Genomic DNA, 13,565 nt, shown 5'->3' on the forward strand with positions numbered 1-13,565 from the left:
AGGACCGCGGCTACCGGATCCCGCCGCTCAGCGACCTGGACGCCGCCGCCCTGGTGCGCTCACCCAAGGCGGCGCCGCTGCTGTTCGGCTACCGCGGCGCGGAGACCATGGACGTCGCCGCGCTGGAGGACCTGCTGCTGCGGGTGAGCCGTCTCGCGGACGACCTGCCCGAGCTGGCCCGGCTCGAGCTCAACCCGGTGCTCGCCACGCCGTCCGGGGTGGCGGTGCTCAGCGGCTCGGCCCGGTTGGCGCCGCCGGTGGCGCGCAGGGACTCGGGGGCGCGTCGGCTTGGCTGACCCGGGCCGGCCCACGGTCGAAACCGATTCGGCTGCTGTTGGTGGCATGCGGAAGACTGGTCTGTCGTGTCCAGCGCACCTCTGCTCGCCGAGCCTCCGTCCCCTCACGCGACGCCCCGACTGCCGGCGGCCGCCCGCCGGCTGCTGACCGGGACGGCGCTGTCGGCGCTGGGCAACGGGCTGGTGCTGCCGTTCCTCGTCGTCTACCTGCACGACGTGCGCGGCATGTCGACGTCGGTGGCCGGCCTCGTGATCGCCTGGCAGGCGGTCATCGGGTTCGCGATCGCGCCGCTCGCCGGCGCGCTCATCGACCAGGTCGGCCCCCGCCGCGTGGTGGTGGTGTCGCCGCTCGTGATGGCCGGCGGAGCCGCCGGCTACGCGCTCGTCCAGGTGCCCTGGCAGGCATTCACGACCGCCACGGTGCTCGCGGTGGGCGGCGCGGCGATGTGGCCCGGGGTGTCCACCCTGATGGCCCGGATCGTCCCGGAGGAGCAGCGGCAGCGAGCCTTCGGGCTCCAGTTCATGCTGCTCAACCTGGGCATCGGGCTGGGCGGCCTCATCTCGGGGCTCGCGGTGGACACCTCCCGGCCGATCACGTTCGAGCGGCTGTACCTGGTCGACGGCCTCACCTTCCTGCTGTACGGCCTGATCGTCTCGACGCTGCGTGATGTGGGCGGTCCGCTGCCGGCGACGAAGGAGCACGAGCAGGGCGGCTACCGCGACGTGCTGCGCGACCGCGCCATGCTGCGGCTGTCAGCGGTCGCGCTGGTCCTGCTGGCCTCCGGGTACGGCGCGCTCGAGCTGGGCTACCCGGCGTTCGTCACCCAGGTGCTCCACGTCGCCCCGCGGGTCATCGCGTTCGGGTTCGTCGCCAACACGCTGGCCATCGTGCTCGGGCAGATGTTCGCGATCCGGCTGATCCAGGGCCGGTCCCGCAGCCGGGTGCTGGCCACGGTCGGCGTGCTGTGGGCGGTCTCCTGGGGCGTGCTGGGGCTGGCCGTGCCGATCTCCACGCAGGTGGTCGTCGTCACGCTGGTGCTGGTCGCGCCGGTGGTGTTCGCCCTCGGGGAGACGATCTTCCAGCCGGTGATGCCGGCGCTGGTCAACGAACTGGCCCCCGCGCACCTGCGCGGTCGCTACAACGCCATGTCGTCGCTCGTGTGGAACGTGGCCGGCGTGGTCGGCCCGGCCATCGCCGGGCTGCTGCTGGGTGCGCACCTCGGGGGGCTGTGGATCGCCGTGGTGGCGGGTGGCTGCCTGGTCGCCGGGGCCGCGGCGCTGCGGCTGCGTCGCGCGCTGACCCCGGCGCAGGACGGCCTGCTGCCCGCCGAGGTGGGCTGACCGCGCACCCCCCGCAGGTGCGAGACTGGGCGCCATGGCAGACCGAGGCACCACCATGGCCGGCGACCTGCGTGCGGCGATCCAGCGAGCGGGGTACTACCCCGAGCTGGTCGCGGAGAGCATCGACACGGCCCTCTCGGGCCAGCCGGTGGTCTCCTGGCTTGTTCACCACGAGGCGGCGTTCGACCGGGACGAGCTGCGCCGGCACGTGACGGTGCTGGCGCTCAGCCCGACCCGGCTGGTGGTCAGCCACACCGACGACCACCCCGCGGACGCCGGCAACCCGACCCCGTCGGCCACGACCTCCACCGAGACGGTGGCGGTCCGCCAGATCGGCTCGGTCGTGGTCAGCCGCACGGTCGCGGACCCGGTCCGGCACGTGACCGGGACGCTGCCGCGCGAGGTGGTGCTCACGGTGGGCTGGGGAGCGGTCTCCCGGCTCGACCTGGAGCCGGCCACCTGCGGCGACCCCGAGTGTGACGCCGACCACGGCTACACCGGGACCACGACCGCCGACGACCTGTCGGTGCGGATCAGTGCTGAGGGCGACGGGGAGGACGCCGTGGCCCAGGCCCTGGAGTTCGCCCGCGCCCTGTCCGCGGCCACCACAGCGGTGCAGTGACGGCCGCCGTCCGGCTGGAGGGCGCCGACCAGCTGGTCGCCCCGGCGTACGGCCAGGACTGGATCGGTGCCCTGCTGCCGTCGCTGGCTGCCGGGATGGGCGTCGACGGGTTCACCGACCTGCTCGGGCTCGACCCGGTCGACCGGGCCGCCGTCCTGCTGATCGACGGGCTCGGCCTCGACTGGCTGCGCGAGCAAGCTGACGTCGCGCCGTTCCTGGCCGCGGCGGCCGAGGCCGGGGGCTGGCGGACCCTGACGGCCGGGTTCCCGTCGACGACGGCGTCCAGCCTGGGCTCGCTGGGCACCGGGCTGCCGACCGGGGAGCACGGGCTGGTCGGCTACACGTTCGCGCTGCCGGGGGCGCACCACCTGCTCAACTGCCTGCGCTGGGACCACGAGGTCGACCCCCACGAGGTGCAGCCGCTGCCCACCCTGTTCGAGCGGCTGGCCAGCGCCGGGGTGGCCGCCAGCCACCTGGGCCCGCGGTCGTTCGCGGGCAGCGGCTTGACGACGGCGGCGCTGCGCGGCGCGCGCTATCCCGGGGCCGAGACGGCCGGGGAGCTGGTGGGCGGCGTGGCCCGGGAGCTGCGGGCCCCCCGCGCGCTGCTGTACCTGTACTACGGCAACCTCGACCGGGTCGGCCACAGCCGTGGCTGTGCCTCCCCGGACTGGCGGGCCCAGCTCGCCCACGTCGACCTGCTCGCCCGGCAGGTCGCCGAGGCGCTCCCACCCGGCGCGCAGCTGCACGTCACCGCCGACCACGGGATGCTCGACGTCCCGCCGCAGGCCCGGATCGACATCGAGTCCGACTCCCGGCTCCGCGCCGGCGTCCGGCTGCTGGGCGGCGAGCCCCGGGCCCGGCACGTCTACGTCAGCCCCGGCGCCGCTGCCGACGTCCTCGCCGCCTGGGCGCAGTTGCTGGGGGAGCGGGCTTGGGTGCTGTCCCGGGAGCAGGCGGTGGCGGCCGGCTGGTTCGGTCCGACGGTGTCCGAGAGGGTACTGCCGCGCATCGGTGACGTCGTCGCCGCGGCGCGCGGCGACTGGGCCCTGGTGGCCCCGCACAGCCAGCCGTTGGAGTCCGCCCTCGTCGGCTACCACGGCTCGCTCACCCGGGCCGAGATGCTCGTCCCGCTGATCACGGTGCGGGGCTGACTCGGGTGGCCGAGCTCGTCTTCTTCAGCGGGACCATGGACTGCGGCAAGTCCACCCTCGCCCTCCAGCTGGACCACAACCACGCCGCCCGCGGCCGGGCCGGGATCATCTTCACGGCGCACGACCGGGCCGGGTCCGGGCGGCTGTCCAGCCGGCTCGGACTGCTCGCCGAGGCGGTCGAGGTCAGCCCGGCGCTGGACTTCTGGCAGCACGTCACCGGCGTCCTGCAGGCCGGTGGCCGGATCGACTACGTGGTCTGCGACGAGGCGCAGTTCTACACCCAGGAGCAGGTCGACGCCTTGGCCCGGCTGGTCGACGAGCTCGGCATCGACGTCTTCGCTTTCGGCATCACCACCGACTTTCGCACCCGCCTGTTCCCGGGCTCCCAGCGGCTGCTCGAGCTGGCCGATCGGGTGTCCCTGCTGCAGGTGGAGGCGCTGTGCTGGTGCGGCGCCAGGGCCACCCACAACGCACGCACCGTCGACGGCGTCATGGTGGTCGAGGGCGAGCAGGTCGTCGTGGGCGACACCGAGGTCGACGTGGCCGGTGCGGGCGGCGAGGTCGGGTACGAGGTGCTGTGCCGGGCCCACCACCGCCGGCGGATGACCGCGGCGACGGCCACCTCGTCGACGCTGTCGCCGGAGACGCTGCCGTTCGGCAACGGGGTGGACGCCGGGCATGGGTAGCCCGCTGGTCGACGTCGCGGCGCTGAGCGCGGCGATGCTCACCGGCCGGCCGCCGGTGCTGCTGGACGTGCGTTGGCAGCTCGGTGGCCCGCCGGGGCTGTCGGAGTACCGGCTCGGTCACCTGCTGGGGTCGGCGTTCGTCGACCTGGACGCCGAGCTGGCCGGACCGCCCGGGATCCGCGGCCGGCACCCGCTGCCCGACGTCACGGTGCTGCAGGCGTCCCTGCGGCGGGCCGGTGTCACGGCGTCCCGCCCGGTGGTGGTCTACGACGGCGGCAGCGGCATGGGTGCGGCCCGGGCCTGGTGGGTGCTGCGCTGGGCCGGGCACCCGGAGGTCTCGGTGCTGGACGGCGGGCTGCCGGCCTGGCGCGACGCCGGCCGACCGCTGGCCGCCGGTGACGGGCCGCCGCCGGCCGAGGGGGACTTCACGGTGCTCCCCGGGTCGATGCCGACCCTGGACGCCGACGGCGCGGCCACCCTCGCCCGCGCCGGCGTCCTGGTCGACGTCCGGGCGGGGGAGCGCTACCGCGGCGAGCAGGAGCCGATCGACTCGGTGGCCGGACACATCCCGGGGGCGGTGAACGCGCCGGTCACCGAGCTGTACGAGCCGTCCGGCCGGCTGCTGCCCGAGCCGGTGCTGGCCGCTCGGTTCGCCGAGCTGCTCGGCGAGGGGCGCGACCGCGGACCCGTCGGCGCGTCCTGCGGCTCCGGCGTGAGCGCCGCCCAGCTGGTGCTGGCGCTTGAGGTGTGCGGGATCCCGGCCGCGCTCTATGTCGGCTCGTGGAGCGAGTGGATCACCGACCCGACCCGTTCGGTGGCCACCGGGCCGGACCCGGGCTGACCCCGGTCAGCGGCCGGAGTCGTCGTCCTTGCTGCTCATGCCGAACAGGATCTCGTCCCAGCTGGGGACGGGCGCCCGCTTGGACGTGCGCTTCGCCGCGGGGGCGGCTGCCGGCGCGGGGGCCGCGGGGGCGGGCCGCTCGGACGCGGCGGGGGTCTCCGCCGGGGGAGCCATCCGCTCGACCGGCACCGTGTCGTGCTGCCGGGTCGGCTCGTCCGGCTCAGGGGCCTCCTCCGGGGACGGCACCGGGGCCAGCCGGCGGACCGCCTTGCTCGGCGGCTCCGGGGCGGCCCGCTCCTCGTCGGTCAGCCAGCGGGACTCGTCGTCGTCCGGTTCGATCGTGCGGCGCGCCGGGTCGAAGATCCAGCGGGCCAGCCGCTCGCGCCCGGCGGCGGAGTAGCGCAGCAGCACCTCCCAGCGGGCGTCTTCGCGGCGCCAGGAGTCCCACTCGAGGTCCTCGGGGGAGACTCCCCGCTCCTCCAGCCGGGTGGCCACCAGGGTGCCCAGGGGGGTGCTCGTGGAGTCGGTGACCCGGCGGACGCCCACGGCCCGGGCCGACTCGGCCATGTGGTTGCGTTCCTGCAGGATCGGGCCCTCGTAGCGGCGGACCCGGTCCACCGGGACCCCGGCCGCGACCGCGACCTCCTCCGAGCTCTGCCCGGCCCGGATCCTGGCCTGGATCTCCCGGGGCCGCAGCCGGCTCTCCATGTTGATCTGCAACTGGCCCAGCCGGGCCCGGTCGCCCCGCAGGGCGGCGTGGATGCGCTCGTCGACGGGCACGGCGAAACTGTGGCCGTCCTTACCCTCGAGTACCAGCCGCGAGCCGTCCTCGCTCAGCCCGACGAGCCTGAGGTCCTCCATGCGCCGTGCCTCCCACGTCCGAGCGTTCGGGGCGCCCAGGCCCCGAGCGTCCCCGACCTTACGCGGGCCGGGGCCGAAACCGGGCACCGAACCCGACACAATGCCGTGGATGAGTCCCACCGAACCGCGCCGACGACTCGACCTCAGCCTGACCCAGGTGGTGGCCGGCGCGCTGGCCGCCGTGAGCGCGGCGTGGGCCGCCTCGGTGCTCGGGGTGGCCGGGACGGTCATCGGGGCGGCGGTGGTCTCGGTGACGATCACCGTGCTCAGCGCGGTCTACCAGCACGGCGCCCGGCGGACGGCGGAGGGGCTGCGGGCGCGGCGGCGGGCCGAAATGGCGGCTGCGCCGTGGGATGCGGACGACGACGACGAGTTCGACCTCCAGCGCACCATGGTGCTGCCGGCGCTGGACCTGGAGGATGAGCGCGGCTATCGGTGGGGCCGGATCGCGCTGCTCTCGCTCGGGGTGTTCCTGCTGGCGATGGCGGCGGTGACCGTGCTGGAGCTGTCCACCGGGGGCACGCTGGCCTGCTCGGCGTTCGGCCAGGACTGCGAGCAGCGGACGACCGTGACCCCGGGGCTGCCGGCGCGGACCCAGCCGAGACCCACCCCGACCGCGACCGCCCAGCCGTCCACATCAGCGTCCGCCTCGGCGTCGCCGACCGGCGCCGCCAGCCCCAGCGCCTCGGCGTCGCCGACCGGCAGCGCGTCCCCGGCGCCGTCGGCGACCGACACGTTCGCGGCGCCGTCCCCCACCACGAGCCCGACCCCGGCGACGACGTCGAGCCCGAGCCCCGGCGCCTCGACCGGCTAGCGCTCGACTAGCCCGGCCCGCCGCGCCCTCCGGCGTCCGGCGAGCGCGGCCAGCCCGACGATCGCCGCCACCAGGACGGCGGCGACGAGCGGCACCAGGTAGGCCCGCGGGGTGCCGACGAGGTCCGCGGCCCGGCCGCCGAGGGCGGCTCCCACCGCGACCCCCAGCCCGATGGCCGTGGTGGCCCAGGTCAGTCCCTCGGTCAACCGGTCGGCCGGGACCGCCTCCTGGACCAGCGAGAACCCGGCGATGAGGGTGGGCGAGATCACGAACCCGGCGACGAAGATCAGGACGGCGGTCGCCGCGGTCGAGACCGCGAACGGCAGGGCCACCAGGCTGAACGGAGTGGCCAGCCCCAGCACGAGCAGCTGTCGCCGCAGCGGCACCGCGAGGTGGCTGGCGCCGTAGACGATGCCGGCGACCAGCGAGCCGCCGGCGTAGAGCGCGAGCAGCACACCGGCCCGGGCCGGGTGGCCGGCGGCGCCCGCGCCGGCGACGGTGATCACCTCGATCGAGCCGAACGCGATGCCGAGCGCCGCCATCACGGCCATGACCAGCCGCATCGTCGGCAGCCGCAGCGCCGAGCTGCCCACCGCGTGCGCTGACCCGCACGCCGGTGGCTCGGTGGCCCGCTGGCTGAGCAGCCAGGCGGCGCCGACCACCAGGAACACCAGTGAGGACAGCACCGCGGGGGCTGGGCCGTACCGGGCGGCCAGGACGGTCACCAGCGGTGGTCCGACCACGAAGATGATCTCGTCGATCACCGACTCGAACGAGAAGGCGGTGCGCAGCACGGTGCTCCCGGACAGCTGGTGGCTCCAGCGGGCCCGGACCAGCGAGCCGACGTTCGGCAGGCTGGCCCCCGCGACGGCGGCCGGCACGGCCAGCACGGCGACGGGCGCGGGGACCCCGGCCAACCAGACGAGGGCCACCAGAGCGAGCAGGTGCGCGACCACCAGGGGAGTGACCACGCGGCGCTGCCCGTGCCGGTCCACGAGCCGGGCGGTGAACGGCTGGCCGAGCGCCTCGGCCACCGCGAAGCAGGCCGTGACCGCCCCCGCGCCGGTGTAGGAGCCGGTGGACCGCGAGACCAGCAGCACCACCCCGATGCCCAGCATGGAGATCGGCATCCGGGCCAGGAACCCGGCCGCCGAGAACGCCAATCCGCCGGGGGTCCTGGCCATCTCGGCGTAGGGGTTGCGCACCCCGGGACGCTAGCCGACCGCGCCGACCGCTCCTGCGCGGACCGCTCCTGCCTGGGAGGATCGGGGCGTGACCGACTACGACGCCGTGCTGCTGGTGTCCTTCGGCGGCCCCGAGGGCCCGGACGATGTGGTGCCCTTCTTGGAGAACGTGACCCGCGGCCGGGGGATCCCCCGGGACCGGCTCGGGCAGGTCGGTGCGCACTATGCGCTGTTCGGCGGGGTAAGCCCGATCAACGCGCAGAACCGGATGCTGCTGGACGCGCTGCGCGCCGAGCTGGCGGACGCCGGAGTCGACCTGCCGGTCTACTGGGGCAACCGGAACTGGGATCCGTACCTCGCCGACACGCTGCGCGACATGCGCGACGCAGGGGTCCGCAGGGCGCTGGCCTTCGTGACGTCGGCGTACTCGTCGTACTCGGGCTGCCGGCAGTACCGGGAGAACCTGGCCGCGGCCAGGGCCGACGTCGACGGCGCCCCCGAGATCGACAAGGTGCGGCACTACTTCGACCACCCCGGCTTCGTCCAGCCGTTCGTCGACGCCACGCTGTCGGCGCTGGCCAGTCTCCCGGACGCCGTCCAGCCCGGCGCCCGGCTGGTGTTCACCACGCACTCGATCCCCGTCGCGGCGGCGGAGTCCAGCGGTCCGGACGGCGACGCCTACCTCGTCCAGCACCGTGCGGTGGCCGGGCTCGTCGCCGAGGGCGTGGCCGAGGCGACCGGCGTGGACCGCCTCTGGGACCTGGTGTTCCAGTCCCGCTCCGGGCCGCCCACGCAGCCGTGGCTGGAACCGGACATCAGCGACCACCTCGAGGCGCTGGTGGCCCAGGGAGTGCCCGGAGTGGTCGTCGTCCCGATCGGGTTCGTCTCGGACCACATGGAGGTCGTCTACGACCTGGACACCGTGGCCGCGGCGGACGCCGAGAGGCTCGGCCTGCCGATGGCGAGGGCCGCCACGCCCGGCACCGACCCGCGGTTCGTCGCCATGGTGGGCGAGCTGGTGCAGGAGCGGCTGGCCGACCGGCCGGCGGCCGAGCGCCGGGCCTTGTCGCCGCTGGGTCCGTGGCGCGACGTGTGCTCGGCCGGCTGCTGCCCCAACCCGCGGGGACCGCGCCCGGCCGTCGCAGGGGAGGACCGATGACGACGGACGGCGTGGACGCCGCCCGGCTCGACGAGCTGCTGGCCCTGGCGACGTCCGTGGCGGCCGAGGCGGGCGCCCTGCTGCTGGACCGTCGGCCGGCCGACCTCGGCGTGGACACCAAGTCCACGCCGACCGACGTGGTCACGGTCATGGACAAGCGGGCCGAGCAGCTGCTCGTCGACCGGCTGCGCGCGGCCCGGCCCGAGGACGGGATCCTCGGCGAGGAGGGTGCCGACACCGCGGGGACCAGCGGGGTGCGGTGGGTGATCGACCCGATCGACGGCACGGTGAACTACCTGTACGACCTGCCCGGCTGGGCGGTGAGCGTGGCGGCCGAGGTCGACGGCGAGACCGTCGTCGGGGTGGTCGAGGTGCCCCGTCTCGGCGAGACGTTCAGCGCCGTCCGCGGCCGTGGGGCGACCCGCAACGGGGTCCCCGTCCACGTCTCCGGCTGCACCGAGCTGTCCCAGGCGATGGTGGCGACCGGGTTCGGGTACGCCGCGTCCCGGCGGGCCCGGCAGGCCGCGGTGCTGGTCGAGGTGCTGCCGAGGGTCCGCGACATCCGCCGGCTCGGCGCGGCCTCGGTGGACCTGTGCTCGGTCGCCTGCGGGCGGGTGGACGGCTACTACGAGCAGGGGCTGCAGCCCTGGGACCTGGCCGCGGGGGGCCTGGTCGCCCGCGAGGCCGGCGCCCTGGTCACCGGGCTGGCCGGCGCCCCGCCCGGGGAGGACCTGGTCCTGGCCGCGGGCCCCGGCCTCCACGCCGCCCTGGACGCCCTGCTGATCCCCCTTGCCCCCGACCGCGACTGACCGGAAGCTCGGCGGGACGGCGGTCAGTCCAACCGGCGCAGGTCCGCGGCGTAGCGACGCCCGTTCTCGACGTACCGCCGCACCGAGTCCGCGAAGGCCAGCGGCCCGACGGTGTCCAGGGTGACCCGGGCGGGCACCCCCCGAGCCATCGCCCGGGTGGGAACCTCGGTGCCCGGCGCCACCACCGCCCCCGCGGCCACCAGCGCACCCGAGCGGACCAGTACCCGGTGCAGCAGCACTGAGCCGGAGCCCACCAGGCAGTCGTCCTCGACGATGCACCCCTCGAGGTGGGCGAGGTGCCCGACGACGCAGCGGGCACCGATGACCGTGGCCAGCTCCGCCGTGGCGTGCACCACGCTGCCGTCCTGCACCGACGTCTCGGCACCCACCGAGATCGAGCCATAGTCGCCGCGCAGCACCGCGCCCGGCCACACGCTCGATCCAGCGCCCAGCTGCACCCGCCCGATCACCACGGCATCCGGGTGGACGAAGGCGTCCGGGTCGATCGACGGCACCAGGTCACCCAGCGCGTACACCGCCATGGCTGCTCCCTTCCCGCGGGTGTGACGTATCTCTACACCCGCGATCCCCCCCCGGCGCGACAGGGCACCCCCGGGTCGGGCACAATCCCGGTCTCCGGGGTGTCAGCGAGCTGTCGCCGCCCGGGCACAAATGGAGCGCGCTTCGCGTTCTGATCAGCACACCACCACTGGACCGCAGCAACTGACGGAGGACCCGGGCGTGGCCACCGACTACGACACCCCGCGCAAGACGGACGACGAGCTCGCCGAGGACAGCATCGAGGAGCTCAAGGCGCGTCGTGCCGACACCACCTCAGCCGCCGTCGACACCGACGAGGCAGAGGCCGCGGAGAGCTTCGAGCTGCCCGGCGCCGACCTGTCCAACGAGGAGCTCTCGGTCCGGGTGCTGCCCCGGCAGGCCGATGAGTTCACCTGCTCGCGCTGCTTCCTGGTGCATCACCGCAGCCAGCTGGCCAAGGAGGACCACGGACAGCTGATCTGCCGGGAGTGCGCCGCCTGACCAGCGGACCTGCCATGACCCAACCTGGGGCTGACGAGCTGCCCGGCCTGCTCGCCCAGATCGCTGGCGAGCAGGACGCCGAGGAGGCCGACCGGGAGGCGCACGGGTCGGAGCCGGCCCGGCGGCGCGGCCGCGCGGCCTACGCCCGGCTGCTGGCCCGGCTGGCCCCGGCGCTGGCCGTGTCCGCGCGAGGGGCCGGTGCCGCCGCCGTGGCGAGCGGCCGCTGGCTGGCCGACGTCATCATCGACGCCGCCCCGCACATCCCGATCCGGGACCTCGAGAAGCTGAAGGCCCACCACGGCGGCCGCACCGGCGAGGAGCTCGCCGACGCGCTGGTCCGCACCGCGACGGTGGCGACGTCCTCCGTCGGTGTCGCGGGCGGGGCGCTGTCCGCGGTCAAGTGGGCGGTGCCGGTGAGCCTGCTCACCATCCCCATCCAGCTGACCGTCGAGGTGGTGGCCGTGGCGGCCATCGAGATCAAGCTGGTGGGTGAGCTGCACGAGGTCTACGGCCTGCCGGTGCGCGGCACCCTAGGCCAGCGCGGCTCCGCCTATGCCCTGGCCTGGGCCAACCGTCGCGGTATCAACCCGCTCGACCCCCATTCGCTGTCCGCGGCCATGGGCTCGGTCACCCGGCAGCGGGTGCAGCGACGGCTCATCGGCCGGGCCGGGCGCGGTCTTGGCACCGCGGCGCCCCTGATGGCCGGTGCCGTTTTCGGTGCCTACAGCAACCAGCGGCAGACCGGGCTGCTGGCCGACTCGTTGCGGGCCGACCTGCGCCGCAAGCGGGCCCTCACCGGCGGGCTGACCGGCCGGGTCGTGGCCCGGGCCCTCGAGAGCGGGACTCCGGGACGGCGGCCGCGGCTGCCGAGAGCGCTACGCCGCTCCGGCCCCAAGAGCTGACCGTCCGGACGACAGCTTCGAGGTCATCCGCCGGGTGCCCCGCGCGATGACGAGCCGTACTACCCCGGCCACCACTGCGGTCGTGACCGCTACCGCGACCGCCTGACGCATCGCCACCTGCGGGTCGGCCGGATCCTCCGGCGGCTCGTGACCGGCGATCGCGACCCAGACCACCCTGACGACCTTGGGGGCGACGATCGCCGCGACGATCCCCCCGGCGGGCAGCAGAACCTTCCTTGCGGAGTCTTGTGCGGCCATGTCTGGTCTACCCCTTGTCGAATCGATGGCGTCGAAGGACACCTTGCCCTATCAGCGGACTCTCACGCCGACCGGTCGGGTGACCGGCGTCCGCCCAGGGCTGCGGCCAGCCGGTCCGGGTGGCGGGTCGAGACGTACCAGTACGGCGTGGGGTCGGCCGGGTCGTCCAGGTCGACGCGGACGGCGGTGGACACCCAGCCGCGCAGCACCAGGTGGGCCCTCGGGTCCGCGTCGACCCCGCGCAGGGCGCGGGCGGCGTCGGCGTCCAGCACGGTGACCCGTCCCACGCAGGTCAGCGGCAGCCGGGCTCGCCCGGCGACCAGCAGATGCTCGCGCACCTCCACCAGCACCGACATGCCCCCGAGTGCGGCCGCCACGATGCCTTCGGCCGCGAGCAGGACGCCCAGCCCCCAGGCCGCGCCGAGCGGCACCGCGAACGCGATCCCGAACGTCGCCGCGAAGGCAGCCGCCACGACCCATAGCCACCACGGCGCCCACAGCCGTTCCCGGAAGGTGCCCACGGGCACCAGGGTCGCATCCGGTGGCCCACCCGTCGGCAGTAGGGTCGGTCCCCGTGACGACCCTGCCCACCGAACCGCCTGAGGACGCCGTCGTCCCTGAGCGTCACCCGGACGCGCCTCCCCCCGGCGAGGAGATGCTCAGCCACTTCCGGTTCTGCTTCGGCTGCGGCGTCGACCACCCGACCGGACTGCACCTGCGGGTGTACGCGGGCGAGGGGCTCACGACCCACTCGCAGTTCACCGTGTCCGAGCACCATCAGGGCGCCCCGGGCCTGGCGCACGGCGGACTGCTCGCGGCGGCCTTCGACGAGGCGCTGGGCAGCCTGAACTGGCTGCTGCGGCGCCCCGCGGTGACCGGCCGGCTGGAGACCGACTTCCGGCGCCCGGTGCCGGTGGGCTCCGTCCTGAACATCGACGCGGAGGTCCGCGGCCAGGCCGGTCGCAAGGTCTATACCCGGGCTCGCGGTGCCCTGGACGCACCTGACGGACCGGTGGCGGTGACGGCGGCCGCGCTCTTCGTGCAGGTGCCGTTGACCCACTTCACCACCCACGGCCGACCCGAGGACGTCGCCCAGGCGAGGGCGGACGTGGCCGCCGGGGCCGTCCGCGGCTACGAGGTCAACCCGTGACCGACGTCGACGTGCTGCTGCAGCGGCTCGACCCCGGGCTCCCCGTGCCGACGTACGCCCACCCCGGGGATGCCGGGGCCGACCTCTACACGGCGGTCGAGGCCGAGCTGGCTCCGGGGGAGCGGGCGCTGCTGCCGACCGGGGTCGCGATCGCCCTGCCGGACGGGTACGCGGCGTTCGTGCACCCGCGCTCCGGCCTCGCGGTGCGCTACGGCGTGAGCCTGGTCAACGCACCGGGTACCGTCGATGCGGGGTACCGCGGCGAGATCAAGGTCAGTGTGGTCAATCTCGACCCGCGGGCACCCGTGACCTTCCACCGCGGTGACCGCATCGCTCAGCTGGTGGTCCAGCGGGTCGAACGGGCCCGGTTCCACGAGGTCGAGCGGTTGCCAGGATCGTTCCGGGCCGAGGGCGGGTTCGGTTCCACGGGCGGGGTGCAGGCGGCGGTCC

The 13,565-nt window shown here is 75.0% G+C and carries 18 protein-coding genes; 13 read left to right on the top strand and 5 right to left on the bottom strand.

Annotated features, from left to right (window positions below; translation table 11 throughout):
• The 6 genes from VIM19_13195 to VIM19_13220 all read left to right on the top strand — a co-directional run.
• A partial coding sequence (locus VIM19_13195; protein HEY5185830.1) for an acetate--CoA ligase family protein occupies nucleotides 1–296 on the top strand: 296 nt, incomplete at its 5' end.
• Between the two features lie 66 nt (nucleotides 297–362).
• Complete coding sequence (locus tag VIM19_13200; protein ID HEY5185831.1) at nucleotides 363–1,637, top strand: MFS transporter; 1,275 nt, start codon at nucleotides 363–365, stop codon at nucleotides 1,635–1,637.
• Nucleotides 1,638–1,671: 34 nt separating this feature from the next.
• The gene (locus tag VIM19_13205) at nucleotides 1,672–2,259 is read left to right on the top strand and encodes a DUF5998 family protein (GenBank protein ID HEY5185832.1); all 588 of its coding nucleotides are present in this window, start codon (nucleotides 1,672–1,674) and stop codon (nucleotides 2,257–2,259) included.
• Nucleotides 2,256–3,410, top strand: coding sequence for an alkaline phosphatase family protein (locus VIM19_13210; GenBank protein ID HEY5185833.1), 1,155 nt, complete (start codon nucleotides 2,256–2,258; stop codon nucleotides 3,408–3,410). Before VIM19_13205 ends, VIM19_13210 begins: the two co-directional genes overlap by 4 nt.
• Before the next feature lie 5 nt (nucleotides 3,411–3,415).
• The gene (locus VIM19_13215; protein ID HEY5185834.1) at nucleotides 3,416–4,096 is read left to right on the top strand and encodes a thymidine kinase; all 681 of its coding nucleotides are present in this window, start codon (nucleotides 3,416–3,418) and stop codon (nucleotides 4,094–4,096) included.
• Complete coding sequence (locus tag VIM19_13220; protein HEY5185835.1) at nucleotides 4,089–4,937, top strand: sulfurtransferase; 849 nt, start codon at nucleotides 4,089–4,091, stop codon at nucleotides 4,935–4,937. The genes VIM19_13215 and VIM19_13220 overlap by 8 nt, the downstream gene beginning before the upstream one ends.
• A gap of 6 nt (nucleotides 4,938–4,943) precedes the next feature.
• On the opposite strand, the gene sepH is transcribed toward VIM19_13220, so the two are convergent.
• Nucleotides 4,944–5,798 (bottom strand): septation protein SepH, encoded by an 855-nt coding sequence (gene sepH / locus VIM19_13225; protein ID HEY5185836.1) that lies wholly within the window; start codon nucleotides 5,796–5,798, stop codon nucleotides 4,944–4,946.
• A 109-nt stretch (nucleotides 5,799–5,907) separates the two neighbouring features.
• Between sepH and VIM19_13230 the strand changes: the two genes are divergently transcribed.
• On the top strand, nucleotides 5,908–6,612 hold the full coding sequence (locus VIM19_13230; GenBank protein ID HEY5185837.1) for a hypothetical protein: 705 nt from the start codon (nucleotides 5,908–5,910) through the stop codon (nucleotides 6,610–6,612).
• Here the strand turns inward: VIM19_13230 and VIM19_13235 are convergent.
• Entirely contained in the window at nucleotides 6,609–7,817 is a 1,209-nt protein-coding gene (locus VIM19_13235) for an MFS transporter (GenBank protein ID HEY5185838.1), read from the bottom strand. The genes VIM19_13230 and VIM19_13235 overlap by 4 nt on opposite strands.
• A gap of 67 nt (nucleotides 7,818–7,884) precedes the next feature.
• Between VIM19_13235 and VIM19_13240 the strand changes: the two genes are divergently transcribed.
• Both VIM19_13240 and VIM19_13245 read left to right on the top strand, forming a co-directional pair.
• The gene (locus tag VIM19_13240) at nucleotides 7,885–8,955 is read left to right on the top strand and encodes a ferrochelatase (protein HEY5185839.1); all 1,071 of its coding nucleotides are present in this window, start codon (nucleotides 7,885–7,887) and stop codon (nucleotides 8,953–8,955) included.
• Nucleotides 8,952–9,764, top strand: a complete 813-nt coding sequence (locus VIM19_13245) for an inositol monophosphatase family protein (protein ID HEY5185840.1) — start codon at nucleotides 8,952–8,954, stop codon at nucleotides 9,762–9,764. Before VIM19_13240 ends, VIM19_13245 begins: the two co-directional genes overlap by 4 nt.
• A gap of 23 nt (nucleotides 9,765–9,787) precedes the next feature.
• On the opposite strand, the gene VIM19_13250 is transcribed toward VIM19_13245, so the two are convergent.
• Nucleotides 9,788–10,306 (bottom strand): gamma carbonic anhydrase family protein, encoded by a 519-nt coding sequence (locus VIM19_13250; protein HEY5185841.1) that lies wholly within the window; start codon nucleotides 10,304–10,306, stop codon nucleotides 9,788–9,790.
• A 199-nt stretch (nucleotides 10,307–10,505) separates the two neighbouring features.
• On the opposite strand from VIM19_13250, the gene VIM19_13255 reads away from it, so the two are divergent.
• Both VIM19_13255 and VIM19_13260 read left to right on the top strand, forming a co-directional pair.
• Nucleotides 10,506–10,805 carry a DUF4193 domain-containing protein gene (locus VIM19_13255; protein HEY5185842.1) on the top strand — a complete coding sequence of 100 codons (300 nt, stop codon included), beginning with the start codon at nucleotides 10,506–10,508 and terminating at the stop codon, nucleotides 10,803–10,805.
• A 14-nt stretch (nucleotides 10,806–10,819) separates the two neighbouring features.
• On the top strand, nucleotides 10,820–11,707 hold the full coding sequence (locus tag VIM19_13260) for a hypothetical protein (protein HEY5185843.1): 888 nt from the start codon (nucleotides 10,820–10,822) through the stop codon (nucleotides 11,705–11,707).
• On the opposite strand, the gene VIM19_13265 is transcribed toward VIM19_13260, so the two are convergent.
• Entirely contained in the window at nucleotides 11,681–11,965 is a 285-nt protein-coding gene (locus tag VIM19_13265) for a DUF4235 domain-containing protein (GenBank protein HEY5185844.1), read from the bottom strand. The two genes, VIM19_13260 and VIM19_13265, sit on opposite strands and share 27 nt — an antisense overlap.
• Before the next feature lie 62 nt (nucleotides 11,966–12,027).
• A complete protein-coding gene (locus VIM19_13270; GenBank protein HEY5185845.1) occupies nucleotides 12,028–12,486 on the bottom strand; it encodes a DUF3093 domain-containing protein in 459 nt (152 codons plus the stop codon).
• Nucleotides 12,487–12,539: 53 nt separating this feature from the next.
• Between VIM19_13270 and VIM19_13275 the strand changes: the two genes are divergently transcribed.
• Nucleotides 12,540–13,115, top strand: coding sequence for a PaaI family thioesterase (locus tag VIM19_13275; protein HEY5185846.1), 576 nt, complete (start codon nucleotides 12,540–12,542; stop codon nucleotides 13,113–13,115).
• A partial coding sequence (gene dut, locus VIM19_13280) for a dUTP diphosphatase (protein HEY5185847.1) occupies nucleotides 13,112–13,565 on the top strand: 454 nt, incomplete at its 3' end. The genes VIM19_13275 and dut, both read left to right, overlap by 4 nt.

This window comes from Actinomycetes bacterium, assembly GCA_036510875.1.
Taxonomy (GTDB): Bacteria; Actinomycetota; Actinomycetes; order Prado026; family Prado026; genus DATCDE01.

Bases quoted from the DNA above. Each gene is read 5' to 3' on its own strand.
- VIM19_13205 (HEY5185832.1), top strand. From the start codon at position 1,672: ATGGCAGACCGAGGCACCACCATGGCCGGCGACCTGCGTGCGGCGATC.
- VIM19_13220 (HEY5185835.1), top strand. From the start codon at position 4,089: ATGGGTAGCCCGCTGGTCGACGTCGCGGCGCTGAGCGCGGCGATGCTC.
- sepH (HEY5185836.1), bottom strand. From the start codon at position 5,798: ATGGAGGACCTCAGGCTCGTCGGGCTGAGCGAGGACGGCTCGCGGCTG.
- VIM19_13230 (HEY5185837.1), top strand. From the start codon at position 5,908: ATGAGTCCCACCGAACCGCGCCGACGACTCGACCTCAGCCTGACCCAG.
- VIM19_13245 (HEY5185840.1), top strand. From the start codon at position 8,952: ATGACGACGGACGGCGTGGACGCCGCCCGGCTCGACGAGCTGCTGGCC.
- VIM19_13250 (HEY5185841.1), bottom strand. From the start codon at position 10,306: ATGGCGGTGTACGCGCTGGGTGACCTGGTGCCGTCGATCGACCCGGAC.
- VIM19_13260 (HEY5185843.1), top strand. From the start codon at position 10,820: ATGACCCAACCTGGGGCTGACGAGCTGCCCGGCCTGCTCGCCCAGATC.
- VIM19_13265 (HEY5185844.1), bottom strand. From the start codon at position 11,965: ATGGCCGCACAAGACTCCGCAAGGAAGGTTCTGCTGCCCGCCGGGGGG.